Here is a 26,733-nt window from a genome sequence, read left to right as displayed (position 1 = left end):
CGGTAACAAGCCTGCGAGCCGACGTTCCGAGCAGCCGAATTGGGTCAAAAGCAATGACCTGAATGGTCGAACTGATTCGGTTTTGATGCTATGACGGTGTCCACCAAACCGGTAGCATGTCGGTTCGTCACGCCTGCAGCATCGCCTGCTGCTCCGGAACGAATGCCGGGACCCCGCGGAACAACTCCTGTCTTCGATTTGCGCCATCGGAAGCGCGCCCTTAAAACCGAAGGCGCTCAGTCCCGTGCCGGCTGACACGGTTCCCGAGGGGATTCGGAGTTTTGGTGGCTGATCACGCTGTGGCCATGCCTGAGGCGTTGCGCGATTGCAGCCAGGGCGGCTTAGATGCCTGGGTGGAGTCGCTTCGACGACCGTTCCAATCGGCAGATCTCGCCTCCGCGCTTCAGCGCTTGCTGGCGAACCGAGACCTTTACTCGATCCTCCGCTTGGCTTTTGCGCTGAAGGTACGTGGGATCGCGCTTCCAGACTACGGTCACTTCACGCTTGGCCTTTATCAAGCCCGCGCGCTGATGGTGTTGTCTTTGCCACGGCAGGCCATCGATGTCCTGACGGAGGTGATGCCCCGTGCAGCCCGCGCGTCGTCTGATACGGAGCAGGCGGATCTGTCTATCCTGCTTGCGCGCTGCCAGTTGAAGGCTGGACAGGTCGAAGCCGGCTTCGAAACTCTCGCCGAGGCCGAACGGCGGTGGCCCGACGATCATCGGATCGTCTTCGCCCGTCTTGAAATACTCGCCCGCTCCGACCACAAGGAAGCACTGGCGCTACTGCGCCGCTTGGAGGCCGATCCAGTCAGAGCCGCGGGCCTGAGCCACAGGCGGGTTCTAGTCGGCGATGTGCTCATCGGCGCCGGATTGGCTGACGAGATCCCGGTCGAAGCGCTCGCGAAGACGGCGGACACCCTTTCGGCGTTGCACGCTTTAGTCAACGCCTATGCCGGACGAGGCGACCGGGTCGCCTGGGCCGAGGCGTTGACGCGTTACCTGAAGAGGGTGTCTCATTCGGACGCCGGCGTTTGCGCTCCTGTCAATGCGCATATCCTCCAGGCGTTCCGACGGGAGGGCCCATCCAACCCGCCCCCGGTAACTCCTGTCGCCCGCCTCGCCGTGATCATGTGCGTCCACAACGCCGCCGACACGCTGGCTACAGCGATCGCCAGCGTTCTTGCTCAGACCTATGCGTCGTTGCGGCTGGTCATCGTCGACGACGGCTCCACTGACGGCTCGGGGGCGGTCATGCGCGCGATCGCGACCACCGATCCCCGCATCTCGATCATCGAGAGCCCGGTGAACCAGGGCGTCTACCGCTCCAAGAATCTCGCGCTCCGCCTCGTTGCTGCGGAGTTTTATACCTTCCACGACGCCGACGATTGGATGCATCCTGAACGCTTGGAGCGCGCGATGGCTCTGATCGATGCCGATGCCCGGACCATCTGTGTCTATTCGCGATGGGTGCGGATCGACCGGAACGGTCGGCTCGAATCCGCGCCGCTCCTGAACCGGGCTTCCAGCCTGTTCGCCTGCAGCGTTCTCGACGCGGTCGGACACTTCGACGGCGTCCGCTTCAGCGGAGATGCCGAATTTGAATGGCGCCTGCGCGCGCATTACGGCTCTGCTGCGATCGCTGTCTCTCCCGACGTCATGACCGTGGGCCTGCGCCTGCCCACCTCCCTCACCACGGCGCCGGACACCGGAATCGATGCGTTCGGCGGCAATGCGTCGCGAGCGGCCTATGCGGACGGCTTCGTCCGGTGGCACTTGGAGGCGCAGACGCTGCGCATGCCAGCGGACACCGACGGAGCGCCGCGGGCCTTCCCGGCACCGCCGGACATGACAGCACCGCCCTCCGGCGAGGAGGGCGCCGATCCGTTCGCCCATGCCTGCACGGTGGCAGCGGAGCGGGGCGAGGCTCCCGTCCTAGCTTGCTGGCCCGCCAACCTGCCGGTCACGCGCAATCGGGGCGACAAGCTCAACGCCGCACTCGTGGCGGTGCTGGCGGAGCGGCAGGTGATCAACAGTCAGCATTCCGACGCAGCCGAGTTGGCCCCGATCTATCATGCCTTCGGAAGCGGCATCCGTACCGCTCACCCCGAGGCCGTCGTCTGGGGAGGCGGCTTCATCGGAAGCACCGATGCATTGCGTATTCCGGTCGCGAACATCCTTGCTGTGCGCGGCCCGTTGACGGCACGGCGCATCGTTGAGGCTGGAGGCGAGGCCGGACTCCCAATGGGCGATCCAGCTCTGCTCCTTCCGCTATTTTATGCCCCTGACATCGCCTCGTGTTACGACATTGGCATAATCCAACACGGTTGCGAGGCCGGGACCGAGCCCCTTCCCCGCCTGCCTGCCGGCCTCAGTGTACGCCTGATCGACATCACCGGGGGCATCAAGCCGGTGATCGACGCCGTGCTCTCCTGCCGCCGAATCCTGTCCAGTTCCCTCCACGGCCTCATCGTCAGTCATGCTTACGGCATACCGGCCACATGGCTGAAGATCTGTGATCGGCCGCTCGATGATGACTTTGAGTTCAACGACTATTGGGCGTCCATCGGACGCGCCGACGTGTCCCCGATTGAAGCGAGGAACGGTGCGTTGATCGATCCGGAGGCGGGCATCTCGACACCGGGCGAGGCACTGATCGACCTGTTCGCCCTTCTTGACGCCTGTCCATTCATCGACGAGCCGCGTCGCCAAACCCTGATCGCGAGGGCGAAGGCCCGCGAGAGCGACCACACGGTGTTGGGCTGGCACGGGGGCCTGCGTTCGGGCACGCAGGCCCGCTTAGGGCCGGGGCACGGGCGCTGCGACGGCTGAGGCGACGAAGCGCGGCGTGGCGTTCGCTCGGGCGTCACGCCCGCCTGTTGTTACGGTCGGCCCTAAGTGTTTTTAAGGCAGACGTCAATCACGAGGCGCCGCAGATCAAAAATGGCTCCAGGATCGTCCGTGGCTGCCCGCACCGATGCCACCGCTCCGTCCTCGGCGGGCCGGTCGACGCTTGGAACGGGCCATTGTGGCTCGGCGTCGAAACATGACCGCAGCGCTCTGCGGTTTGTAAGCGCTCAGTGAGAGGCCGGCAGGTCGGGCGGCGTGCGCCGCCGGCTGAGCGGACGTCCAGTTCCAGGGTAGCAGATCTGTTAGCCGTTTCGCAGGATGATCGGCGACCTGCGCCAAACGTCTGCAGTACGAGGGCTACCGGCGGCGGATGGCGACTGCCGAGGCGATCCTGACGCTGTCACGACAGGGCGTGCTGATCCGGCAGATCGCCCGCACGACCGGCCACAGCCGCAAGCTCGTGCGCGACGTGTTGCGCGGCATAACCGGCGACGTGTTCCGAACGCGTCAGAGCAGCCTTGAGACCTATCGGCCTCGGCTCGACGCCGAACGGCCGAAGGCGCAGGCATGCTCGGCAACGATGCGGCCGTCCTGGCGGATCTCAACACGCTCGGCGTAGGCGCGTACCTCGACCGGACGGCCAATGGCCGAGGCGGCGACCGAGTACTTGTTGTTGTCGAAGCGCACGAGGCAGGTCGAGGAGACGGCGGCCGGCACGGCGTGGAAGCCGTCGAAGCAGCCGGCATAGGGCACCAGCGCCGCCCGCTCGGCCTCGAACCGCTCCCAGACGCTGCGCTCGCGTTCCTCGGGATGAGGATGGGCCTTGGCGTAGGCGATCACCCCGTCGAGCAGCAGGGCGTTCAGCTCGTCGTAGCTCTTCACCCGGATGCGCGGGGTGAACAGGCGCTCGGGCACCAGCCCGACTTAGTTCTCGACCTGGCCCTTCTCCCAGCCCGAGGCCGGCGTGCAGGCCACCGGCTCGACGAGGTAGTGCGAGCACATCTGTGAGGCAAGCGGCGATTGTAGGCGCGCTCGCGCCCGACGAAGATCGTCTCCACCGCGGTCTTCATGTTGTCGTAGATCCCGCGCTGGCAGGCACCGCGGAAGAAGGCGAACGCCCGGTCATGGGCGTCGAAGACCATCTCCTGGCTCTCACGCGGGTAGGCGCGCACGAACAGCATGCGCGAGTGGCAGAGCCGGACGTGGGCGACCTTGACCGTCGTGGTCACGCCGCCGATCAGCACGATCTCGTGGCTCCAGTCGAACTGGTAGGCCTCGCCCGGCGCGAAGGAGAACGGTACGAAGGCGGGCGCCGTGATGGCGGTGCGCTCCCGCTTCCAGCTCTTGGCGTAGCGGCGCACCGCGTCGTAGCCGCCCTCGTAGCCGAGCCCGCGCAGCGCTTCAAACACCCGGATCAGGGTCAGCCGCTCGCGCGCCGGCCGGCTGGCGTTCGTGGCCAGCATCCGGTCGAGGTCATCCCGCCATGGTCCCAGCTTGGGCAGCGGCTGCACCTCGCGCTCGTAGGCGAAGCTGGTAGCTCCCGAGCGGATGACCTTGCGCACGGTGTTGCGGGAGACGTGCAGGTCGCGGACGATGTCCTTGATCGACCGGCCGCGGATGAAGAACTCGCGCCGGATGCGCGCAATCGTGTCCACGCCCTTCATCCCCCACCACCCGTCCGGTCGTCCCGGAGGGCAGTCTGCGAGAGCAAGCTTCAGGGGGGCAGAATTGGACGCCGATCCCCCGCATCACGGGGTCAAAGTTGGGCTCTGACTCACTTTTGGTGCAGGCGGGTTGATGGATCTCGGCTTCTGCCGTCGGAGATCCTGCCATGGCCCGCAGCATTCATCTCGGATCGATCATCCCGCCCTGCCTTGTCGTCGATCACATCGAGGTGGGAGCGGGCCTGACCATCACCGCTCGGCCCAAAACCGCCTCGGCCCGGTGTCCGAGGTGTGAGGGCGTCTCCTCTCGGGTGCATAGCCGCTACACCCGCACCCTGTCGGATCTGCCGGTCGCCGGCCGGCGCGTCGTCATCACGATCAGCGTTCGCCGGTTCCGGTGCGTCGACTCGGAATGCCGGACGAAAGTCTTCGCCGAGCGGCTCGAACCGGACCTCGCCGTCGCCTACGCCCGCCGCACGAGACGGCTGGACACCATCGTCCATCATCTCGGCCTCGCCCTCAGTGGCAGGCCGGCGGAGAGCTTCGCCCGCCGGCTCATGGTGCCAGCGAGCCGGGACACGATGTTGCGGACCGTGCGGCGCTGACCTGACCGGCTGGCTTTGGGCCGGGCTGATTGAGAGGATCAGCCAGGACTGAAGGAGTCGGACATGCGGCGAGGTCAGAAGACGAGTGCGGAGCAGGTGGTTCTGAAGCTGCGCCAGATCGAGGTGCAGACCGCCCAGGGCAAGAGCTTGGCGCTGGCGTGCAAGGAGGCGGAGATCTCCGAGCAGAGCTATTACCGCTGGCGCAAGGAGTACGGCGGCCTGCAGGTCGATCAAGCCAGGAAGATGAAGGATTGGCCTGCTGCCGGTTTCACGGACACCCGGTTTAGGTGTGATGATGAAGCCGGAGGTGCTCCATGCAGCGACGCAAGTTTGGACGTGAGTTCAAGGTCGAGGCAGTTCGACTGGTTCGGGAACGTGGCGTCAGTGTTGCGCAGGCCGCGCGCGATCTCGATGTTCACGAGACGATGCTGCACCGGTGGGTGAAGCAGGCGGCGGTCGATCCGCACCATGCCTTCCCTGGTCAGGGCCAGATGAAGCCTGAGTAGATCGAAATTGATCGCCTACGCAAGGAGGTCGCTCGTCTGAAGGCGGAGCGTGACATCCTAAAAAAGGCCGCCGCATACTTTGCGAGGGACGCGATATGAAGTTCGCCTTCATCGCAAAGCATCGAGCTGTCTGGCCGGTCGCGTGGATGTGCGCAGCGCTGGGCGTGTCGCGCTCCGGCTTCCACGCGTGGCTTACCCGGCAGCCCAGCCAACGTGCGCGGGACGACGAAGCGATCCTGGGCAAGGCCCGCGCGAGCTTCGTGGCCAGTGATCGCACCTACGGCGCGAGGCGCGTCTGGCGCGACGTGCTGGCCGAGGGTGTCGCGTGTGGGCTGCACCGCATCGAGCGGATCATGCGCGAGAACGCCTTGCGGGCACGGCCGCGCCGACGCGGGCTACCGAAGGACGAGGGAGAGCGGGCCACCGCCTCGCCCAATCTCTTGGAGCGGCGGTTCGCGGCCGACGCCCCGAACCGGAAGTGGATCGCCGACTTCACGTATATCTGGACCGCTGAGGGCTGGCTCTACGTCGCTGCCGTCATCGATCTGTTCTCGCGCCGTGTCGTGGGCTGGTCGATGCAGGCCAGCATGACGGCTCAACTCGTCACGGATGCGCTCGTCATGGCGATCTGGCGCAGGGGCAAGCCGGATGCTTTGCTGCATCACTCGGATCAGGGCTCGCAATACACGAGTGAAGCCTTCCAGCGTCTGATGACTGAATACGGCGTGACCTGCTCGATGAGCCGGTCGGGCAACGTGTGGGACAACGCGGCGATGGAGAGCTTCTTCTCGTCGTTGAAGACCGAGCGCACAGCACGGCGGACCTACCGCACGCGGGACGAGGCCCGCGCGGACGTGTTCGACTACATCGAACGCTTCTACAACCCGGCGCGGCGGCACTCGACCTTGGGCTATCTCAGCCCTGTCGAGTTCGAAAACCGCGCCCAATTAGCTTAGGACGGTGTCCACCAAACCGGCAGCAGGCCAATGGACCGGCTGCTGACGCACGCCCAGAAGGGCGAGCTCAACCGGTCCTGCCTCGCCACCCACCGTTTCTCCCTTGAGGACGGAACGCGCGGCTACGACATGTTTAAGCACAAGACGGACGGCTGCTTGCGCGAGGTGTTCGCGCCTTAAACGCACGTGTCGTCCGCGGATGGAGGGAAAGGCATGGAGCAGCGCCCGTTTGGTCCCGTACCGCGTGATGTTGCGGTGATCGGCCAGGGAACCTGGTACATCGATGACGCGCACCGGCCCACCGCGGTCGCAGCGCTCCGCCGCGGCCTCGACCTCGGCATGACGCACATCGATACCGCCGAGATGTACGGCGACGCTGAGACCGTGGTCGGCGAAGCCATCACCGGGCGGCGCGATGACGTGTTCCTCGTCTCCAAGGTTCTCCCCAGCAACGCCTCCCTTGCCGGGACGGTGGCGGCCTGCGAGCGCTCGCTCGCGCGCCTGCGCACCGACAGGCTGGACTGTTACCTGCTGCACTGGCCTGGCTCGCATCCCCTTGAGGACACCTTCGCCGGCTTCGAGCGGCTCCGCGAACAGGGCAAGATCCTGTCCTGGGGGGTGAGCAACTTCGATGTGCCCAACCTTGAAGCCGCCTGGAAGGCCGGGGGCGAGGGCCGCATCGCCTACAACCAAGTGCTCTATCACCTGGAGGAGCGCGCGATCGAGCACGCCGTCCAGCCCTGGTGCGAGGATCACGGCATCGCCGTCGTCGCCTACAGCCCATTCGGCCATGGCAGCTTCCCTGGCCCACGAACACCGGGCGGCCGCGTCCTGGATGAGATCGCGGCGAACCACGGCGCCACCGCCCGTCAGGTCGCGCTCCGGTTCCTCACGCGGAGGCCGTCCACCTTCACGATCCCCAAGGCGTCCAGTCCCGAGCATGCCGCCGACAACGCCAGCGCTGGCCCGCTGCGGCTGACGGAAGACGAGTTCATGCGGATCGACGCAGCGTTTCCGCAGGGTCCCCGACCACGCCACCTTCCCATGTTGTAGGCCCGTGATGCCCGCTTGGTCAGGGCAGATGATCGTCCCGCCGTCTCGCATCCCCACCCGGCCGCGGACGATCCCGCCGCTGGGCGGGGATTCGCGGATCGGCGGATCGTCCGAACGACCCACGCTGCCTGCCGAGAGGTGAAGGCGCCTAGAACATGCGTCGTGGCGACCGTTCGGCGGATGGGCGCCCCCTCGGGCCGCAAAGGAACTCTTTCGTATCCCGGGAGATGACTTTCCGCCCAGCGCACAGTCTGGCGGCGCACCGGCCGCTCGGTTCGGTGATGCCGGCGCGTCTCCGAGTCTATCGGGCGCTGAGTGCCGTCCGCCACCGCGAAAACGGCGTCGCGGCCGGGATACCTCCGGCATCGACCGCATCCCGTCGTGAGGAACGGCGCGACGGTGCCTCCGTTAGGTTCCGACACTCAGAAGGACGATGACATGAGCTTGCAGGGCAAGAAGATCGCGATCCTGATCGCACCGCGCGGCACCGAGGATCCGGAGTTCGCCAAGCCGCATGAGGCGGTGAAGCAGGCCGGGGCGACCGTGACGGTCATCGGTCTGAAGGCCGGCGAAGCCGAGACAGTCAACAACGACCTCGATCCCGCCAACCGCTACAAGGTGGACAGGACCATCGAGGGGGCGTCAGCCGCGGACTACGACGGCCTCGTCGTGCCCGGCGGCTGCGTCGGCGCCGACAAGCTCCGGGCGAGCAAGGATGTCGTGGCGTTCGTCCGGGACTTCTTCGCCGCGGGCAAGCCGGTCGGGGTCATCTGCCACGGGCCGTGGACCCTGATCGAGGCCGACGTCGTGAAGGGCCGGACGCTGACCTCCTACCCCACCGTTCGGCGGGACATCGAGAACGCCGGCGGCACCTGGGTCGACGAGGAGGTCGTCTGCGACAAGGGGCTTGTCACCAGCCGCACGCCCAAGGACCTGCCGCCCTTCTGCGCCAAGATCGTCGAGGAGTTCGCGGAGGGCCGCCATCCCGACCAAGCCCGGAGCGCCTGAGGAGTCAGGAAGCTGAAAATTGGATCTTGAGACCCGGGGCGGCCCATGGGCCGCCCCGGGTCATGTCTTAAGGACGTCCCGCGGCCGGGACGCCTTCGCGGAAGCCTCCGTCAAACCTCGATGGCGCCGATCTGCTTCAGGATGCCGAGCTCGTCGGACGAGCCCCACCGCTCGACCATCTTGCCGTCGACGAAGCGGCCGATCTGCATGCCGCGGACCTTGATGGCCTTCCCGGTCGGCTTGTGGCCGTTGAAGTCACCCTGGTGCGTGCCGGTGAGCGTATAGGCGAAGGCGACGCTGTCCCCGTCGGCGACGAGCTTATTTACCTCGACCTGCATGTCGGGGAACGCCGTGCGGAGTTCGGTGAAGAAGGCCTTGTATCCCTCGGGACCCATGTGCTGGCCCGGAGCCGGGTCGTGATCATGGCAGTCCGGGGCGACGACCTCGGGGAAGGCGTCGAACTGGCCACCGTTGACGAGTTCTCCGAACTTCTCGGTCGCCTGGATGCTGCTCTCGCGGGACATGGTGCTCCTTGGGTTCGGATCGGTAGGATCGGGGCGTCTCAGTCGAAGGCTAGGAAACCCGCGCCATGCCCGGTCGTTGCACGCCGCCCTCGCGAGGCTGCGCTTGGACCCGGTGCCGGAGCGACGCGGCGCGCCGGCCCGCATGTCGGCACGGGTTGTAGGCGACCGAGGACGCATCCTCGGCGCCACGTCGCATACTCACCGACTTGGCGGCCTCGGAGGCTCGGAGCGCGGTTTCGAGCAACTTGCCCCTGGTGGTGGTGACCCACGCCCGATGCCGGCCGGGGTACACACCGGCCGCTCGGTTCGATCCTGCCGGCAAGGCCGAGGTTGGCCGAGCGCTCTCCCGCGCGCAGCAAGACACTGACACGATACAGTCCGTCGCCTCGGTCACAATCGGCGACGTGCCGATCTCCGTGATCGGTTCAGCGCCGTACCGGTACCGGCCCGTCCATGCCCGGCCAGTCGGAGTAACCGGTCGCACCGCCGCCGTACCAGTATTGCTTGGGTGCCTCGGCCAGCGGTGCCCCGCTCGCCAGCCGCCCGACGAGGTCCGGGTTGGCAAGGTAGGGCCGGCCGAAGCTGAACAGATCGGCGCGGCCCTCGGCCAGTTCCTTCTCGGCGAGATCCAGGGTGTTCTGGTTGTTGCCGATATAGGCGCCCTCGAACCGGCGCCGCAGGTCGAGGAAATCGACGCAGTCCGGCACATCACGGGTCTGCTGCGTGACGCCCTCGATCGTGTGAATGTAGAGCAAGCCGAACTCGTTGAGCGCATCGACATAGGCGCCGAAGGTGGCATGCGTCTCGGAATCGAGCGGTGTCTCGCCGGGCTGCGTCGTGGCGGGCGACAACCGGATGCCGACGCGGCTTCCGCCGTCCCAGGCCTCGGTCACCGCACGGACCACCTCAAGCGGGAACCGCAAACGATTCTCGATCGAGCCACCGTAGCGATCGGTTCGCTTGTTGGTCGAATCTCGCACGAACTGCTCCAGCAGGTAGTTGTTGGCCGAGTGGACCTCGACCCCGTCGAAGCCGGCGCGCTTGGCGTTCACGGCCGCGCGCCGGTAATCATCGACGATGCCAGGGATCTCGTCGGTCTCCAACGCCCGCGGGGTGACGTGGGGCTTCATCCCCTCCATCGTGAAGGCAGTTCCCTCCGGCTTCACCGCCGAAGCTGAGACCGGGAGTTCGCCCCCTGGCTGCAGGTCGGGATGGGATATCCGGCCGGTGTGCCACAGCTGGAGGAAGATGCAGCCGTCGTTGGCGTGGACCGTCGAGACGATGCGCTTCCAAGCCTCGATCTGCTCGTCCGACCAGATGCCCGGCGTGTAGGCATAGCCCACGGCCTGCTGCGAGATATTAGTGGCCTCTGAGACAATGAGGCCGGCGCTGGCACGCTGGCCGTAATAATCGGCGGCGAAGTCCGGCGGTACGCCCGCGGTCGAAGACCGGCTGCGGGTCAGCGGCGCCATCACGATGCGGTTCTTGAGGTGCAGATCGCCGATTGTCACGGGTTGGAGGATCGGGCTCGTCGTCATGGTACCTCGGATTGTGTGTGCGGGGTAATGGTGAGCGGAGCGCGGGTCAGCCCTTCAGGAAGGTGATCAGATCCGCGTTCAGCCGTTCGGCATGGGTGAACGGCACGGCATGCGGCGCGCCGTCATAGACGACGAACTCGGCGCCGGGGATCGCGGCGGCTGTGGCCTTGCCCGACACGTCGATCGGCACGGTCCGGTCGGCATCGCCGTGGATCACGAGGGTCGGCACGCGAAACGCGGCCATGTCGGCGCGGAAGTCGGTCTCGGCGAAGGCCGTCACGCAGGCGGTCGTCGCCTTCGGCGACCCGCGCATCGCGAGGGTGCCGGTCCATTCGATCAGGTCGGACGAGACCGGCGATGAGAGCATCCCAACCCCGAAGAACGTCTTTGCGAAAGTCGCCATGAAGTTCGGGCGGTCCTTCTTCAGCCCGGCGATCATGCCGTCGAACACCGCTGGGTCGACGCCGTCTGGGTTGTCGCCCGTCTTGAGCATATAGGGCGTCACCGACGAGACGAGCGCGGCCCGAGTGACCCGGGCGCCGCCATGCCGGCTCATGTACCGGGCGATCTCGCCGCCACCCATTGAGAACCCGACCAGCGCCACGTCCTGCACATCGAGGGCGTCGAGCACGGATTTCAGGTCGTCGGCGAGGGTGTCGTAATCGTAGCCGTCCCAGGTCTGGTCAGAGCGGCCGAAACCGCGGCGGTCGTAGGCGATGGTGCGAAAACCAGCCTCGGTGACCGTCCGCTGCTGGAACTCCCACATGTCGGCATCGAGCGGCCAGCCGTGGATGAGCACGACCGGCCGACCGCGTCCCCAGTCCTTGAAAAAAAGCTGCGTGCCATCGTGGGCCGCGATGAAGGGCATGATGGTCTCTCCGGTCGGACGATCGTCTCTCACACGACCGGTTCCGGGCCGCCTTGGTTCCCCGGGGTGAAACCTGCGCGGATGGCGCACACCGCATTAAGTGCGCTGCGGAAAGCGCCGGTGGACCGCCGAGGAAACGCGCCGGATCATCTAGCGGCAACGGCTCGTCCGCACCTGACGTGTTCGTTCAGCCCGCAGCGTCAGACGAACCGGTGTCTCCGACCCACCAAGCCAGCGATCACGATCGCTAAACGACTGCCTTGAGCGAGCGTTTATCCGCTTTCAAGCGCCGGATCTGAAGCGGTGAGCGGCTGAGTTGGGTCAGAAGTTCACGCGCCACTTGTTCGGCTATGCGCCATAAGCGGAAACTGACTCGACGCCCCATAACGGACATTTAGCGCCTAAGGGTCGACCGTCCGGGGTCGACCAGTTGCAAGCTTAGGAAAGACTCCCCCTCTATCTGTCGATAGCGCGATTTTTTGACTTCATCACATGACACTGATGTTTTTTAGTTTATTTTCTAACAAGTGCAAAATCTTTTGTTCCGAATTTCAAATTTAGAGATCTGGATAACGAACTAATGTTCTGCCGATACGAAAGTGCGGATGCTCTGAACGAGCTTGCCTTGGTCGAACGGCTTGTCGTGGAACACGCCGCGCGCCGGGATGCTCGACAGATCGGGCTTCACCGCACCCGTGAGGATCATCTCGATCGGCGGCCAGCGGTCGCGGATCATGGCCGCCAGTTGCAGCCCCATCACCGACCCGCGAACGTCGAGATCGGCCACCACGACCCGGATGTCGGTGCGCTGTTCGAGGATGTGAATGGCCTTCGCGGCCGTCGTCGCCTCGACGACGTCGCAGCCCGCCTCCTCGATGAGGTCGGACAGCACCATCATCTGGATCGGCTCGTTCTCGATGAGAAGCACGACGGGCCGGCGTTCGGTCGATGCCATCACAGAATCCTCCTTCGAGGACCTGAGTCTGCCCCGATCACAACGCTACCACCTGGGAGATGGGCGCGCGGAATTCCGCGTCTAGCCCCGTGTCCGAATAATCCAGACGTGTGTCGCGTGTCCCCACGAGGCCGGTCAGGATCAACCGCGCCCCGAAGCCGCGCCGCGCCGGAGCGACGGCGGGCGGCCCGCCGCGCTCCCGCCATTCCAGCACGACCGTACTCTCCGCCCCTTCTTCGACACGCCACGCCACATGCACCATGCCGCCCTCGACCGAGAGCGCGCCGTACTTGATGGCGTTGGTGGTCAACTCGTGCAGGAGCAGGGAGAGCGACAGGGTCGCCTGCGGCGCGAGAGCGAGGCTGGGCCCCTTGATCCGGAAGCGGTCGAGGGACGTCTGCAAGGCCAGAACCTTCTCGACGACCGACAGGAACGGGGCCGCAGCCCAACTGTCCTGCATCAGGACGTCGTGAGCCCGCGACAGGGCGATCAGACGCTCGGTGAAGGCCCGGATCGGTGCCTGATCGGGCACCCCCCGCAAGGTCTGTCCCGCGATGCCCTGGACCATCGCCAGCGTGTTCTTGAGCCGGTGCGACAGCTCGCCGTTGAGGAGCACGCGCTGCTGCTCGGCCTGAACGCGCGCCACCGCCACCTGCACGCGGTCGGTCACCGTTCGGACGAAGGCGAGTTCGTCGGGTCGGAAGTTGCGGCCTTGCGCGTAATGAACGAACCCGAGGCCGACGAGGCGAGCCCGTTCCATCACCGGAACGTTGATCAGCGTGCGGATGCCGATGGCGAGGAATTTGTCCGCCGTCGCCCGGCTGCGCGGGTCGCGCTCGACATCGTCGATGAGGACGATCTCCCCGCGCTTGAGGTCGTCGATATGGCTGCCGTAGTCGCGGAACCCGTGCCGTCCGGCAATGGAGCCGACTCCCGGCGCGCACCAGTCGGTGGGGATGTCGAGGATCTCTTCAAGCGGTTCCACCAAGCCGTAGCCGGCCCGCGAGGCACCGAGGATTTCCGCCATGATCTCGGCCGCGGCCTGGACGAGGGCAGCCACGGTGTCGAGGTCGCGCAGGCGGTCGCCGAGCCGGAGGAGCGCGCCCTGGCGCAGGTCCGCGTACTTGGCCTCCGTAATGTCTGTGGCGACGCCGGGATAACGCAGGGGTTGGCCTTCGGCATCGTGGTAGCAGCGCCCGCGCGCGAAGATCCAAGTCACCGTTCCATCGCTCGCGAGCAGGCGGTACTCCTCAGCGAACTCGCCAGCCGTCGCGACGGCCTGCCGGATGCGATCTCCCACCCAGTCCCGGTCGTCGGGGTGGATGCCCTCGACGAAGGCATCCAGCGGTGCGCCCCCAGCCGCCAGATCGGGATCGACGCCGTACATCCGGGCGAAATGCTCGCCCGCGTACAACCGGTCGTTCCGAATGTCCCAGTCCCACCAACCGAGCGAGCCCGACGCCTCGAAGGCGAGGCTCAGCCGCTCCTCGCTAATGCGGAGTGTCTCCTGGGTGATGTGCCGCTCGGTGACGTCGCGGACCGTGCCAAACCAGCGGACGATGGTGCCCGCCTCGTCGCGGGTCGGCTGCCATTGCCGGGTGATCCAGCGCAGCGACCCGTCATCCACACGTCGGATGCGGTACTGGATGGGCTCGGCCGCGCTGCCGTCGGCGCGCGATGCGGCGGTAGAGAGCTTGGCGCGATCCTCCGTAAGGATCGCGTCCGTAACCACGGCCAGCGGGTAGACGGGCGCGACGGGCAAGCCGTGCAGACGGCAATATTCCGCCGAGACCACGATGTCGCCGCTCGCGACGTCGAGCTCGAAGGTGCCGACCTGTCCGGCCTCCTGAGCCAATCGCGAGCGCGAGTCGCTCGCCTGGAGCGCCACCTCGGCCGCGCGCCGGGCCGAGATGTCGTTGAACAGGATGGCGACGCGCCGCTCCTCCGGCTCGCCGACACGAAAAGCCTGGACGTCGTACCAACGGTCGAGGGATGCGGCGGCGTTCTCGAAGCGGACCGCCTCGCCGGTGAGGGCGACGTGGCCGTAGAGGTCGAACCAGTGCTGCTCATGATCGGGCGCGAGGTCGCGTATCCAGCGCCCGGCGGCGTCGACGAGACCCGTCTGCTCGACGAAGGCCGGATTGACCTCCAAGAAGCGGTAATCGGCCGCCACGGGCCCGCCGGGCGCATCGTGGAAGCGCATCTCGATGACGCAGAAGCCGGTATCGAGCTTCTCGAACAGCGAGCGGTAGCGGGCTTCGCTCCGTCGCACGTCGCCGACAAGGCGTATCTCCGCCGCGATCGCGGCGTCCCGCGTGCGCAACGCACCGCGCAACTCCAGTTGTGCCACGACCTGCCGGGCCAGAGCGCGCAGATCGTCGGCCTGCTCGGGGGTCAGCCCCTCGGGGCGCGGTACGGTGTCGATGACGCAGAGCGAGCCGACCACGAGACCGCTTTCAAGGCGCAGCGGCGCACCGACGTAGAAGCGGATATGGGGTTCGCCGGTCACCAGCGGGTTGTCGGCCGTGCGCGGATCCGCGGTGAGATCCGGGATCGTGAGGAGATCGGAAGCCGACAGCGCGAACTTGCAGACCGAGCGGTCGAGATCAGTTTCGCTTGCGGGGAAACCGATCCGAGCTTTGAACCACTGCCGGTCGGCGCTCACCAAGCTGACGAGCGCGACCGGCACGTCGCACAACCGGGTCGCGAGACGCACCACGTCGTCGAAGCCGGGCTCGGCCGCGGTGTCGAGGACCGCCAGCGCATCAAGCGCCGCGAGGCGGTCGGGCTGGCAGACGGTCCAGTCAGGGATCAGGGTGTTCATGGCAAGGGTCGGCGGGGCTTTGTGACACCCACGCAGGCTTTTTACAGGAAGCGGAGCCGACAGCTAGTGATTGCTGACGCGCAGGTAGGAAAAAGATCGGAAGCAGAACGTCCGCATGTGAGCTCGGCGTCGAAGCCTGCTACCCACCGAGGCTGTGTGAAAACGCTGCTGTTCTGATAGTCTCTGCGGGACGGCGGAGGCGGCTATGGCGCGTTTTGTTTGTGGTGCTGATCGCCATCAAGTTACGCTTCTGCCGAACCGGCTGGACGATTACGTATCCGAGGACAATCCGGTGCGCGTCGTCGATGCATTCGTCGACGAACTCGATCTCGCGGCTCTGGGTTTTGACGGCGTGGTGCCGGCCACGACGGGCCGGCCCGGCTACCATCCCGCGACGCTGCTGAAGATCTACCTCTACGGCTATCTCCACCAAGTCGCCTCCAGCCGCCGCCTGGAGCGCGAGGCCGGCCGCAACGTCGAGCTGATGTGGCTGACTGGCCGCCTTGCCCCGGACTTCAAGACCATCGCCGACTTCCGGCGCGACAACGGTCCTGCGATCCAAGCCGCCTGCCGCCAGTTCGTGGTGCTGTGTCGCCAACTCGGCCTCCTGGCCGGTGGTGTCGTGGCGCTGGACGGCAGCCGCTTCAAAGCGGTGAACGCCCGTGATCGCAACTTCACCCCAGCCGCGGTCCGGCGCCGCATCGAGCAGATCGAGGCGAGCATCGCACGCTATCTCGCCGCCCTCGACACCGCCGACCGCCAGGAAGACGAGGTCGCGCGCGTGCGCAAGGTGCGCATCGCCGAGCGTCTGGACGCCCTGCGGACGCGAATGCGCGAGTTGCAGGCGATGGAGACGCTCGTCGAGGCTGCCCCCGACCGGCAGATCTCGCTGACAGACCCGGACGCGCGGGCGATGGCCACGAGCGGTAAGGGCACGGGGATGGTCGGCTATAACGTGCAGGCGGTCGTCGACACCGAGCATCATCTGATCGTCGCGCATGACGTGACCAACGTCGGGCACGACCGCACCCAGCTGGCGCACATGAGCCGCCAGGGCCAGGTGGCGACCGGGCATGAAGGGCTCAGCGTGCTGGCCGACCGGGGCTACTTCTCGGGCGAGGAGATCCTGGCCTGCGAGCAGGCCGGCATCGCGGTGACGCTGCCCAAGCCGCTGACCTCGGGCGCCAAGGCGGAGGGGCGCTTCGGCAAACAAGACTTCGTCTACGAGCCAGAGGCGGATGCCTACCGGTGTCCGGCCGGCGAGCGGCTCTCCTACCGTTACACGAACGTGGAGGGCGGACTGACGCTACGCCGCTACTGGACGACGGCCTGCCACGACTGCGCGATCAAGGCACGCTGCACGCCGGCCAAGGAGCGGCGGGTGACGCGGTGGGAGCACGAGGCTGTCCTGGAAGCCGTACAGCGCCGGCTCGACGCGGATCCTCATGCGATGCGCACGCGGCGCCAGACGGTCGAGCACGTGTTCGGGACGCTCAAAGGCTGGATGGGTGCGACGCACTTCCGGATGCGACGGTTGAGAAACGTGGCCACCGAGATGAGCCTGCAGATCCTGGCCTACAATCTGAAGCGGGTCATGGTGATCCTCGGAACCGGGCCTCTCCTCACCGCCCTGCGGGCGTGAGGGCACGCGGCACCTCGCCCCCCGTCACCAATCCGCGCCGACACTCCCAACCGCGTTCTCACACAGCCTCCACCCTTCGCGGATGGATGGGAGGTCCGTGCGACGGCCAAAGGGGCCGCCGCGAAGAGTGTCAGATGTCGGCCTGATCCGACACCGGCCCTCTGCTCGAAGCTCGTCTGCCAGCCAATGGTGCTGGCGACACCGACCCCGAACTGCACCGCCGCCTGACGGCGCGCGGCCGCTCCGGGACGGCCTTCACGACACGGCCGCGCAGATCCGACGACAACGATGATGCCTTCAGCCCTCCTGTCGATCGCAGACAGGGAATCAGATCACGCGCACCGAGGAAACCCTGATTGCCTCCGCACGGTCGGCAACAGCTCTAGGAACTCAAGCCTGCGGCGGGCCGCCTGGACGGCAAGATGTTCGCACCGTCGAACGGGCTATCTTTCTGCGTTCGAAAGGCGCAAAGTCGCGTCACCATCGGAAGATCGATCTTCAGGCTCCGGTGGCTGAGGGCACATGATGTCCCCGCCTGGATCGAACCGGTGGGAATCATGACGAATATTATCCAGTTGCAAGACCATATCGGCCACTCGTCCGCATACCGGCTCTACGATGTCGGGCGGGCGGGCCGCGAGGGAGACGGACGCACGCTTCGGGCCCGGTCCGACACCGAGGCCAAGGCGCTCGCCCTGATGTTGCTGGATGATCGTCCACTCGAGTTGTGGGACCGGACCCGCTTCATCGCCCGCTACTGGCCGGGCAACCTCCCGATGGCGGCCTCGATCGAGGCCCGTCACTGAGCGATTGCGCGTGCCGTCCCGACACGATTCAACGAGGAGTCATCCACATGGCCAACGAGAAGAAGCGCGGCAACCGCGAGACGAAGAAGCCGAAGAAGACGGTCGCCAAGGTCATCGCGGCTGCGCCCTCCACCAAGGACGCGGTCTCCGCCGCAGTACGGTCGGCCAGTCGTTAGGTCGTATTCCGAGAGGCTCGTTGCCCCTTCGCAAGGAGGGGAAACAAAGCGATGACCGTGCAATGCATCCCGGCACAACGTGACCGGATACGGTCTTAAGTCGATTCTCGCATTCGTATCCGCATGCTGCGCTGCTTGTTTCAGAAGCCGAGGCATGTGGCTAGGCTGCTCGATGCTGGACCCCAGCGATCGACACTGTCGTCTTCGCTGAGGGCGGGAGGGGGCAACCATCCGCCTCATTCGGGTCGAGCAGCCGTATTTCTGATCCTGAAGAAGTGCGGTCTTGGTCGCAGCAAGCGGTCAATCGGGGCGAATGCCTCGACAGGCGTCTCCCTGTTCGGCTAACCGTCGCCTTTTGGCATGCAACGGGTCAATCAACGACTTCTTCGGTCGTGACGCGGAAGCCTGTGAGCGTGTTGATGCCGAATGTAAGGGTCAATGGAACGTCAGCCGCGTCGCGCCCGTACGCGATCAGGATGCGGCCTATGCGCGGGCTGTTGTTGCGTGGATCGAAGACGTGCCACGCGCCTGACAGGTAAACTTCCATCCACGCGGCGAAGTCGCCGGGCGCATGCGGCAGCGGCAGACCGATGTCGCTGACATAGCCGGTGCAATAGCGGGCTGGAATGTTCAGGCAGCGGCAGAACGTGATCGCCAGGTGCGCGTAATCGCGACAGACGCCGCGTTGCTCCTCGAATGCATCGGCGGCGGTCCGGGTCGGCCGCGAGTGTTCGTATCCGAAGGCGATACGGTCATGCACATAGTCGCAGATGGCCTGCACCCGGAACCAGCCTGAGGGCAAATGTCCGAACAGGTTCCAGGCGGTTTGCGACAGGCGATCGGTCTCGCAATAGCGGCTGCCCAGCAGGAACATCAGGACATCGGACGGGAGGCGTTCGACCGGCGTTTCCTGCGACCCCCGTACGGCGGGGTCCCACAGACCGTCGTCGCGCACGACCGTGTCGGTTCGGAGCGTGAACCGACCCGACGGTGCGATCATGCGACTACACCAGTTGCCGAAGCTGTCGCGGTAGCCTTCCAATGCCACGGAGGGCGAGGTCAGGAGATTGTCCGGCCGTTCGAGATCGGAGAACCGGGAGAAATGGACGTTGAGCAGCGCAATGACCGGTGTATCTTGCGGGAACTCGTAGATCATTTCGCAGCCGATCAGAATGCGCATTTATTTCTCCGACCGAGTCATGATTCATCGAGATGCTGAGAGCTGAAAATCTTATCTCAAGTAGAAGCAAGTTGCGCTCGTACGGCATCCCGCACGGAATCTCAGGCGCGAGGGTGCCGCTCGTCGCGCCATTCCTTCACCGCGCGCCGCCGTGCATCGTAGGTTTCGCGTAGGCGCGTTCCAGCCACACCGCTCGCGCTTGGTTGGAAGCCGTGGCGCAACACGGCGTCAGGCCCATAAGCGCGGATCATTTCGGCGCGCCAAGCGCGATCCGTGACCGTCAAGGTAGCCTCGGTTTCAGTCAGGCGGTTCGGCGTCATATTCGCTCTTCCTGACGAGACGGGGCTGTTGAGCGAACGTGCAGGACGACGAGATGATCCGACCGTCTGCCATCGACCATCAGAAAGGACCGGCGCATCGAAGTCCGATCGACGCGGTCGCAGCCCGGTTCAGGCCGTCAGGACCCTGTTCGCGCCTGCAAAGCCGACCATCTTGCGTGTCTCCTCATCCCACAGCGCCAGCCTGAGGCAGCGAAGGCTGTCGCGCAGCGTGAGGCGGCCCACCCGCCCGAGCATCTCATGACCGTCCAGGCATTCCTGCAGGCGGTAGTTCGGGATGCGGCTGTTGAGATGGTGGACGTGGTGCAGGCCGACATTGCCGGTGAACCACTGCAAGATCCACGGTAGGACGTAGTACGAACTGCCGCCGAGAGCGGCGCGGTGGAAATCCCAGGCGTCCGCTTCCTCCCACACGGTCTCCTCGTACTGGTGCTGGACGTAGAACAGCCAGCCCCCGATCCAGGCGGCGACGCTGATCACCGGCAACACCACCCACAGCACCGGAGCGAGGCCGCCGACCGCGAGCGCCAGCAGCGCCAGGGTGGCGAGGAGGGCGCCGTCGAGCGCCAGCACGTCGCGCCACGCCGTCCGCCAGGGGAGCCCGACCCCAGAAGGCAACCGCTGCAGCACGAGAAAATTGATCGGCGAGCCGAGCAGGATCAGGATGAGCGGGTTGCGGTAGAAGCGATAGCGCAACTGGCCCCAGCGCGTCAGGGTCAGGTATTCGCGCACGGTCAAGGTATGGATATCGCCCGTGCCGCGGCGGCTGAGATCGCCGGTGGAGGCATGATGCAGGGCGTGCGCCCGCTTCCAACTGTCGTAGGGCGTCACCGTGAGAAGGCTCAAGGCGCGGCCGAGCCAGTCGTTGCGGCGGCGTGAGGTCAGGAACGAGCCGTGCCCGCAATCGTGCTGAATGATGAAGAGCCTGACCAGGAGGCCGCCCGCCGGCACGGCGAGCGGCAGGGTGAGAAGCGCATAGCCGTTCGCCGCCATGCCGAGCATCAGGGCGCAGAGGGCGAGATACGGCAGCAGCGTGTCGGCGATCTGGCGAACAGCCAGCCGGGTGATCGGCTCGCGGAATGCGGCGCAGTGGCGGGCGACCTCCCGCGCGAGCGTGGTCTCATCGGTCCGTGATGCTTCGTCCACGAGGCCGTGCGACGCGGATGGGTTCGGGGACGCTTGCGCATGAGTCACGATGATGAGCGATCCTGTCTGTCGAGCGCTGTGGGCGGGAAGACCCGCATGCGGTGGGGACGTGCTTTGGCAACCGGTCAGGGCGACACCTCGACCAAGCCCGCCCAGGCCTCCGCCAGAATCCGCTCGCGGCGCTCGGCGCGGTCGGGTGCCGTGGCACAGATTTGGTGGCGCACGGCCTCCAGAGCCCCGCTTCCGCCAGCGGCGGCAGCCTCCTCGCCTTTTCGGCGGATGGCGGCCCGGTACGCCTTGGTGGCTGGGCCCACGGGCTGTGTCTCGACGGCGGCGATGAGGGCGAGGAGCGCCGCCACGGTTCCAACGACCGCCGCCTCCTGCCCGAGCGGGCGGGTGGGAAGGACGCTTTCAGGCAACGGCACGGCGAGGTGGCCGGTGGTGCGGGGACGCTTCATGGCATGTTCTCCAGCCGAAATCGCGACGCCACAGCCGAAGCCTTGCTCCACGACGAGGCCGTGATCGCGGTGCAGCGCGGAGCGGCCCGAATTCTCACGCGCATGGGGCCAGGCCCACATCGCCGAGCGCAGTCCGTGAGCGGTGTCGCCCCCAGGGATGACGACCGATCCGGTGTGAGCCAGTGGCGTTGGGGTGCGACTTCACGTCGATGGGCGTTGCCTGCGCCTCAAACAAGGCTCTGCGCAGCAGGCTTATTCGGTCTCGGCTTCGGCTTCGGGCTTCTCGGCAACCGGGGGCTTGCTCGGCCGCGGTGCGTTGCGTCGCTTCTCCGGCGGTTTCTCGATCGCCGGCGTCGTGGCGACCGCGCGCTTCGCCCGCTCGTTGAAGTCGGCCATGGACATGGTCGCCGAGCGACCATTCGAGTTCGATCCTGCCATGTTGGGCCTCTGTTCCGCTGCCCAAGGCACAGGATGATGCAGTGGGATCGTCCGTCGTGCGCGCGCCGGCCGCGTCGTTGGCGACCGGCACGAACGATCGTCTAGCCGATCTTCAGGTTCCTTGCCGAGGTTTTGCCGCGGCGCCGATCGACAACCATCTCCTACGGGATTTTGTGGCCGTCGGCGAGGTCGCGCAGGCGGCGATCTCGACTGCGGAGATAGGCTCGCCTCGGGCTGGATGACGTCACAGCCCTCGGTTCCCGTGCGCCGCGTCATCGTGCCGATCGTATCGACGCGCCTCCCCTGCCGGGCGAGCGTTTCACGCCATCCAGCAGCTAACGGTCTTGCGGACGATCCGCTCCCTCGGGCGCATAGCCGAGCCTTTGCCTCCAAGCCGCAGCCTCCGGCCCGTGGAGTGGATCGCCCAGCGGGTGCTCCACCCTTCCCCCGATGGCGCTTCGCGGACGGTCCGCCTGCTCCGCGTCCGGGTAGATCAGGGAAGCCGTCGGCCCGAAGGCGGTCCACACCGGAAGCGAACCCTCCCGGGCGAACATCGCGACGGCCTCGATCGCCTCCCACCGTTCGAGAGCCTCGGGGGTGTGCACCGCCCGGCACACGATGCGGGCGCGCAGGAAGGGGTCGTCCGCTGCCGGGTCCGTCTCGAGGGAGAGCATCACGCCGGCCCGATCCGGTCTCAGCGCGTCCGGCAACGCACCGATCTTGCGCCAGAGGCAGTGCCACGTGGCGCAGGCCGACGGGCGATCACGGTAGATGCCGCAGGCCGTGCCGGTGCTGTGTTCGCACAGGACGCCGGCTGGCTTGGCCAGGGTCTTCACTTCGAGAACATGGCAACAGACGGTGCAGGAACCGCAGGTACGATCCGGAACGAGGGCTTGCGACATGGACGGGGCTTCAGGCCACCACCTCTTCACGAGCCTCGTCCCTCACCTGATCCCGAGTCTCGATCTCGGACCGCTGGGAATTGTGGATGGGCGGAAACAAGTCGGCCAGCTTGCCCGCGACCCCGTGCAGGACGGCATCGTAGGCCGAGCCGAGGTCACGAACGTGCGGATTGGCGGCCGACTCGAAGCAGGCGGGTACGACTTCGGACATGGCCTGCCGGGATGTGAGAGGCAGCCGTTCCGGGCTGCTTGAACATTGTTAATCCCACAGATCGTGTTCGGTTCAGGCAGAAGCCCGTTTCTTCTTTCTCATACAGGCGAAAACGATCGGTCGGCACGACTTTCTCTCTCCACCGTACCGGTCGAGAGCTTCTTCGTGGCCTTCCCACGATTTCCGTACTGGCCTGTCCCCATGATGCCTTGTCACATGCCCTGACAAGGATCGGACATGACGCTAAGTGTCTGTCACGAAACTCCCGGCCCGCCGTCGAGTTCGGATTGGAAATCGGCGGCAACAGGCGTTTCGTAAGGCACTCCGACTTACCGGCCCGCCGGAGCCCTCCTTCCCGCCACGGAGCTTGACCAAGCCGATGACCGAGCCTGAGACGAGCCCCCGGACCGGTGAGGCGCTTCGGATCTCGACCGGGGTGCCTGGGCTGGACAACGTCCTGTGCGGCGGCCTGACCCCAAGCCGGCTCTACCTGCTGGAGGGCACGCCCGGGACAGGCAAGACGACGATGGCGGTTCAGTTCCTCAGACAAGGGGTGGAGCGCGGCGAACGGGTCCTCTACGTCACGCTCTCGGAGACGACCGACGAGCTTCGGGCAGCGGCCGCGACCCACGGCTGGACCCTCGACGGCATCGACGTCTACGAGCTCATCGACGAGATGGGCCTCAACCCGGACAGTGAGCAGTCGATCCTGCACCCTTCCGAGATCGAGCTCGGCGAGACCGTCAAGGAGGTCATCGCCCGCGTTGAAGACCTCAAGCCCGACCGGGTGGTGTTCGACAGTCTGTCGGAACTGCGGCTGCTTGCCCAGAACCCGCTGCGCTACCGGCGCCAGATTCTGGCCCTGAAGCGCTTCTTCGCCAAGCGCGCCTGTACCGTACTAATGCTCGACGACAAGACGTCCGAGACGGGAGACGTGCAACTCCACAGCATCGCCCACGGTGTGGTGTCCCTCGACCAAGCGCCGCGCGAGTACGGCCCTGAGCGGCGGCGCCTTCGCATCGTCAAGATGCGCGGCATAAAGTTCCGCGGCGGCTACCACGACTTCGTGTTGGAGACGGGCGGTATCCGGGTGTTCCCGCGCCTGATCGCGGCTGAGCACCGCTCCACCTTCGATCCGACAGGGAAATCGACTGGTTCGGCCGAGCTCGACCTGCTGCTCGGCGGCGGCCTCGTGCCGGGCACCAACATGCTGTTGCTCGGGCCCTCCGGCATCGGCAAGACCACGACGGCCATCCGCTGCATGCTGGCCGCCCTGGAGCGCGGCGAGGCTGCGACCTACTATCTGTTCGACGAGGGGCTCGCGACCCTGCTGACGCGCTCCGCGAATCTCGGCATGGACCTGAGTCCGCACATGCGGTCGGGCTTGCTCACGATCACGCCGATCGACCCGGCGGAACTCTCGCCGGGCGAGTTCGCCAGCATGGCTCGCGAGGCCGTCGAGGAGCGCGGTTCGACCTTCGTCGTCGTCGACAGTCTGAACGCCTATCTTCACGCGATGCCGGGCGAAGAGTTCCTGATCCTGCAGATGCACGAACTCCTGAGTTACCTGAACCAGCAGGGCGTCACCACGCTGCTGGTCCTGGGTCAGCACGGCGTCGTCGGCGAGGTCCGCACTGATGTCGACCTGAGCTATCTCAGCGACTCGATCCTGCTTTTCCGCTTCTTTGAGGCCAAGGGGCAGGTCCGTGGCGCTCTCTCGGTGGTGAAAAGCCGGGTCAACGCGCATGAGCGCACCATCCGCGAGTTGAAGTTCTCGTCGCGGGGATTGCAGGTCGGCGAGGCGCTCGACGATTTCGAGGGCGTGCTCTCGGGACTGCCCGCCTATCGCGGCCGGGTGGCGATGCTCGCGGGCGAGGCCTCGGCCCGGGACGGGGAGCGGTGATCGCCTTGGCCCCCGACGAGGAGCGCGTCCTGATCCTTGCGCCGCGAGGGCGCGATGGCGCGGTTGTCGAACAGGTTCTCGCCCGTGCCGGAACGTCTGCCGCCGTATGCCCGGACCTGCAGATGTGGCTCGCCGGCCTGGAGGCGGGCGCGGGCGCTGCCCTCGTGACCGAAGAGACTCTGAGCGAAGCGGCGCCGGAGGCACTGTTCGCATGGCTCGATGCGCAGCCGGCCTGGTCGGACTTCCCCTTCATCGTCCTGGCGACCCGCCAAGCCGGGCGTCGCTCCGAGAGTGCCTCCCGGCTGCTCGCCCGCCTCGGCAACGTGGTGCTGCTGGAGCGTCCGGTGAATGCCGAAACCCTCGTGAGCGCCGCATCCTCCGCCCTGCGGGCGCGCCGCCGCCAGTACCAAGCCCGGGCTTTCCTTCGTGAGCGCGAACGGGCGCAGGAGGAACTCCGGTATGCCAACGAGGGGCTGGAGCGGCGCGTGGCCGAGCGAACGCAAGAGGTCGAAGCCGCGCGCGAGACGCTTGCCTTCGCCCTTGAGGCCGCCGGCATGGCGTCGTGGGACGTCGATTACGCCGCCGGCACGTCGCGCCGCTCGCCCCGCTTCGACGCCGTCTTCGGCTACGAGGGGACCGGGCCAGACTGGAACCGGGACGCTTTCCTCGCGCACGTCGTGGAGGAAGACCGTGCTAGCGCCGAGGCGGCCTTCTCCACCGTTCCCAAGACGGGCAGGCTCGACTTGGAATGCCGAATCCGGCGGACGGACGGAACCGTCCGGTGGATCGCCATGTCGGGCCAAGTGAAGCGAGACGAGGCCGGCAAAGCGCTCCGCATCGCCGGCATCCTGATGGATCGTACCGATCAGCGCCTGACTGAGGAAGCGCTGCGCCAAGCTCAGAAAATGGAGGCCATCGGGCAGTTGACCGGCGGCGTGGCCCACGATTTCAACAACCTGCTCACCGTCATCGTCGGCGGGCTCGACATGATGCTGCGCCGCCCCGAGCAGGTCGAGCGCGTGAAGCGCCTGGCCGAGGCCGCCATGGGGGCGGCCCGCCGCGGCGAGCAGCTCACGCAGCAGCTGCTCGCCTTCTCGCGCCGGCAGATGCTGCGGCCCCAGACGCTCAACTCGAACCGGCTGCTCCTCGACTTCAAGCCGTTGGCCGAGCGCGCCGCCGGCGCCGCGGTCGAGTTGGCCTTCGACCTCGACCCCGCTCTCGACCCGATCCGCATCGATCCGGCCCAGTTCGAGGCCGCGGTGCTGAATCTGATTGTCAATGCGCGCGACGCGATGGAGGGCCGCGACGGCCCGGCCCGCATCGCGGTGGAGAGCCGCAACGTTCGCCTCGGCACGACCGACGTCGCAGACAAGGGCGTCCCGCCCGGCTCCTACGTGGCAGTGTCGGTTCGCGACACCGGCAGCGGCATCCCGCAGGATCTGCTCGGCCGAATCTTCGAGCCCTTCTTCACGACCAAGGAAGTCGGCAAAGGCACAGGGCTCGGCCTCTCCCAGGTCTACGGCTTCACCCGCAGCGCCAAGGGCTTCGCGCAGATCGCGTCCGAGGTCGGACAGGGCACGACGGTCAGCCTGTACTTCCCGCGCTCGGAGGACCCGGCCGGAGAGGAGACGGGCGGTTCCGTCGGTGCCATCCCCTTACGTCGCGCGGGCGAGGGCGAGACGATCTTGTTGGTCGAGGACGACGAGCAGGTTCTCGGCATGGCGATCGAGAGTCTGGAGGAGTTGCGCTACCGGGTCATCGTGGCCCGTCACGCCGCCGAGGCGCTGGAGCACCTTAGGGGGGTGGAGCGCATCGACATCATGTTTTCGGACGTCGTCATGCCGGGCGGCATGAACGGCTCCCAGCTTGCCACCGAGGCGCAGCGGCTCCGGCCCGGCATCAAAATCCTGCTCACCTCCGGCTACGTGGCCAACCTCGACGATGGCCAGATGATCGGACGCGGCGAACTTCCGGTGCTGAACAAGCCCTATCGCCGGGACGAACTCGCCCGGTCCCTGCGCCTGGTAATGGGGGTTGCGGAACGCTGAATGTGGAGTGTCCGTCGTCAGATGATTTGAGACGGTTTGGGCTGCTCAGGAACGGAGGCTCTGGTCCATCTGGGTTGAGAGGTTAGGCGGCCTGCGCGTGATGGCGCAAGCGGCGATCGATGAGGGTCTGACGCT

19 protein-coding genes and 5 pseudogenes are annotated in these 26,733 nt (G+C 66.4%); 12 read left to right on the top strand and 12 right to left on the bottom strand.

The window, feature by feature from the left end; genetic code table 11:
- The first annotated feature begins 284 nt into the window (after window positions 1-284).
- Entirely contained in the window at window positions 285-2,831 is a 2,547-nt protein-coding gene (locus tag AAHG03_RS20515; RefSeq protein WP_342152829.1) for a glycosyltransferase, read from the top strand.
- A 346-nt stretch (window positions 2,832-3,177) separates the two neighbouring features.
- Window positions 3,178-3,399, top strand: a pseudogene (locus AAHG03_RS20510) (ISL3-like element ISMex26 family transposase); the annotation flags it as partial.
- Here the strand turns inward: AAHG03_RS20510 and istA are convergent.
- Window positions 3,399-4,513, bottom strand: a pseudogene (istA, locus tag AAHG03_RS20505) (IS21 family transposase); the annotation flags it as partial. The pseudogenes AAHG03_RS20510 and istA overlap by 1 nt on opposite strands.
- Before the next feature lie 167 nt (window positions 4,514-4,680).
- Here istA and AAHG03_RS20500 point away from each other — a divergent pair.
- From AAHG03_RS20500 to AAHG03_RS20475, 5 genes and pseudogenes are all read left to right on the top strand, one after another.
- Window positions 4,681-5,115 (top strand): annotated as a pseudogene (locus AAHG03_RS20500) (transposase family protein); the annotation flags it as partial.
- A gap of 66 nt (window positions 5,116-5,181) precedes the next feature.
- Window positions 5,182-5,370 (top strand): annotated as a pseudogene (locus tag AAHG03_RS20495) (transposase); the annotation flags it as partial.
- A 62-nt stretch (window positions 5,371-5,432) separates the two neighbouring features.
- Window positions 5,433-6,580, top strand: a pseudogene (locus AAHG03_RS20490) (IS3 family transposase).
- A gap of 213 nt (window positions 6,581-6,793) precedes the next feature.
- Complete coding sequence (locus tag AAHG03_RS20485) at window positions 6,794-7,633, top strand: aldo/keto reductase (RefSeq protein WP_342152828.1); 840 nt, start codon at window positions 6,794-6,796, stop codon at window positions 7,631-7,633.
- Window positions 7,634-8,071: 438 nt separating this feature from the next.
- Window positions 8,072-8,641, top strand: a complete 570-nt coding sequence (locus tag AAHG03_RS20475; RefSeq protein ID WP_342152827.1) for a type 1 glutamine amidotransferase domain-containing protein — start codon at window positions 8,072-8,074, stop codon at window positions 8,639-8,641.
- A gap of 110 nt (window positions 8,642-8,751) precedes the next feature.
- On the opposite strand, the gene AAHG03_RS20470 is transcribed toward AAHG03_RS20475, so the two are convergent.
- The 5 genes from AAHG03_RS20470 to AAHG03_RS20450 form a co-directional block, all read right to left on the bottom strand.
- Window positions 8,752-9,165, bottom strand: a complete 414-nt coding sequence (locus tag AAHG03_RS20470) for an ester cyclase (RefSeq protein WP_342152826.1) — start codon at window positions 9,163-9,165, stop codon at window positions 8,752-8,754.
- Window positions 9,166-9,590: 425 nt separating this feature from the next.
- Entirely contained in the window at window positions 9,591-10,703 is a 1,113-nt protein-coding gene (locus tag AAHG03_RS20465; protein WP_342152825.1) for an alkene reductase, read from the bottom strand.
- 46 nt (window positions 10,704-10,749) lie between these two features.
- Complete coding sequence (locus tag AAHG03_RS20460; RefSeq protein WP_342152915.1) at window positions 10,750-11,571, bottom strand: alpha/beta fold hydrolase; 822 nt, start codon at window positions 11,569-11,571, stop codon at window positions 10,750-10,752.
- A gap of 577 nt (window positions 11,572-12,148) precedes the next feature.
- A complete protein-coding gene (locus AAHG03_RS20455) occupies window positions 12,149-12,526 on the bottom strand; it encodes a response regulator (RefSeq protein WP_342152823.1) in 378 nt (125 codons plus the stop codon).
- Window positions 12,527-12,563: 37 nt separating this feature from the next.
- Window positions 12,564-15,350: a GAF domain-containing protein gene (locus AAHG03_RS20450; RefSeq protein WP_342152822.1), complete on the bottom strand. Its 2,787-nt coding sequence runs from the start codon at window positions 15,348-15,350 to the stop codon at window positions 12,564-12,566.
- A 205-nt stretch (window positions 15,351-15,555) separates the two neighbouring features.
- Here AAHG03_RS20450 and AAHG03_RS20445 point away from each other — a divergent pair, with 205 nt between their 5' ends.
- The 3 genes from AAHG03_RS20445 (at window position 15,556) to AAHG03_RS20435 (ending at window position 17,974) form a co-directional block, all read left to right on the top strand.
- Window positions 15,556-16,992: an IS1182 family transposase gene (locus AAHG03_RS20445; RefSeq protein WP_342152820.1), complete on the top strand. Its 1,437-nt coding sequence runs from the start codon at window positions 15,556-15,558 to the stop codon at window positions 16,990-16,992.
- Window positions 16,993-17,549: 557 nt separating this feature from the next.
- A complete protein-coding gene (locus tag AAHG03_RS20440) occupies window positions 17,550-17,798 on the top strand; it encodes a hypothetical protein (protein ID WP_342152819.1) in 249 nt (82 codons plus the stop codon).
- A gap of 47 nt (window positions 17,799-17,845) precedes the next feature.
- Window positions 17,846-17,974 carry a hypothetical protein gene (locus AAHG03_RS20435; RefSeq protein ID WP_342152817.1) on the top strand — a complete coding sequence of 43 codons (129 nt, stop codon included), beginning with the start codon at window positions 17,846-17,848 and terminating at the stop codon, window positions 17,972-17,974.
- A 370-nt stretch (window positions 17,975-18,344) separates the two neighbouring features.
- Here the strand turns inward: AAHG03_RS20435 and AAHG03_RS20430 are convergent, their stop codons facing one another.
- The 6 genes from AAHG03_RS20430 to AAHG03_RS20405 form a co-directional block, all read right to left on the bottom strand.
- Window positions 18,345-19,154, bottom strand: a complete 810-nt coding sequence (locus tag AAHG03_RS20430; RefSeq protein WP_342152815.1) for a transglutaminase-like domain-containing protein — start codon at window positions 19,152-19,154, stop codon at window positions 18,345-18,347.
- Window positions 19,155-19,603: 449 nt separating this feature from the next.
- Entirely contained in the window at window positions 19,604-20,638 is a 1,035-nt protein-coding gene (locus AAHG03_RS20425; protein ID WP_342152814.1) for a fatty acid desaturase, read from the bottom strand.
- 125 nt (window positions 20,639-20,763) lie between these two features.
- Entirely contained in the window at window positions 20,764-21,096 is a 333-nt protein-coding gene (locus AAHG03_RS20420; protein ID WP_342152813.1) for a hypothetical protein, read from the bottom strand.
- Between the two features lie 252 nt (window positions 21,097-21,348).
- Window positions 21,349-21,492, bottom strand: a complete 144-nt coding sequence (locus AAHG03_RS20415) for a hypothetical protein (RefSeq protein WP_342152812.1) — start codon at window positions 21,490-21,492, stop codon at window positions 21,349-21,351.
- Window positions 21,493-21,869: 377 nt separating this feature from the next.
- Window positions 21,870-22,436 carry a hypothetical protein gene (locus AAHG03_RS20410; protein ID WP_342152811.1) on the bottom strand — a complete coding sequence of 189 codons (567 nt, stop codon included), beginning with the start codon at window positions 22,434-22,436 and terminating at the stop codon, window positions 21,870-21,872.
- 10 nt (window positions 22,437-22,446) lie between these two features.
- Entirely contained in the window at window positions 22,447-22,647 is a 201-nt protein-coding gene (locus AAHG03_RS20405) for a hypothetical protein (protein ID WP_342152809.1), read from the bottom strand.
- A gap of 379 nt (window positions 22,648-23,026) precedes the next feature.
- On the opposite strand from AAHG03_RS20405, the gene AAHG03_RS20400 reads away from it, so the two are divergent.
- Both AAHG03_RS20400 and AAHG03_RS20395 read left to right on the top strand, forming a co-directional pair.
- Window positions 23,027-24,550, top strand: coding sequence for an ATPase domain-containing protein (locus AAHG03_RS20400; RefSeq protein ID WP_342152808.1), 1,524 nt, complete (start codon window positions 23,027-23,029; stop codon window positions 24,548-24,550).
- 5 nt (window positions 24,551-24,555) lie between these two features.
- Window positions 24,556-26,598 (top strand): PAS domain-containing hybrid sensor histidine kinase/response regulator, encoded by a 2,043-nt coding sequence (locus tag AAHG03_RS20395; protein WP_342152807.1) that lies wholly within the window; start codon window positions 24,556-24,558, stop codon window positions 26,596-26,598.
- Window positions 26,599-26,733: the final 135 nt, after the last annotated feature.

The sequence above is a fragment of the Methylorubrum subtropicum genome, from assembly GCF_038442325.1.
In the GTDB taxonomy this organism is placed as follows: domain Bacteria; phylum Pseudomonadota; class Alphaproteobacteria; order Rhizobiales; family Beijerinckiaceae; genus Methylobacterium; species Methylobacterium subtropicum.
The sequence above is the reverse complement of the archived record's forward strand: the minus strand, read 5'-3'. Positions and strand labels throughout refer to the sequence as shown.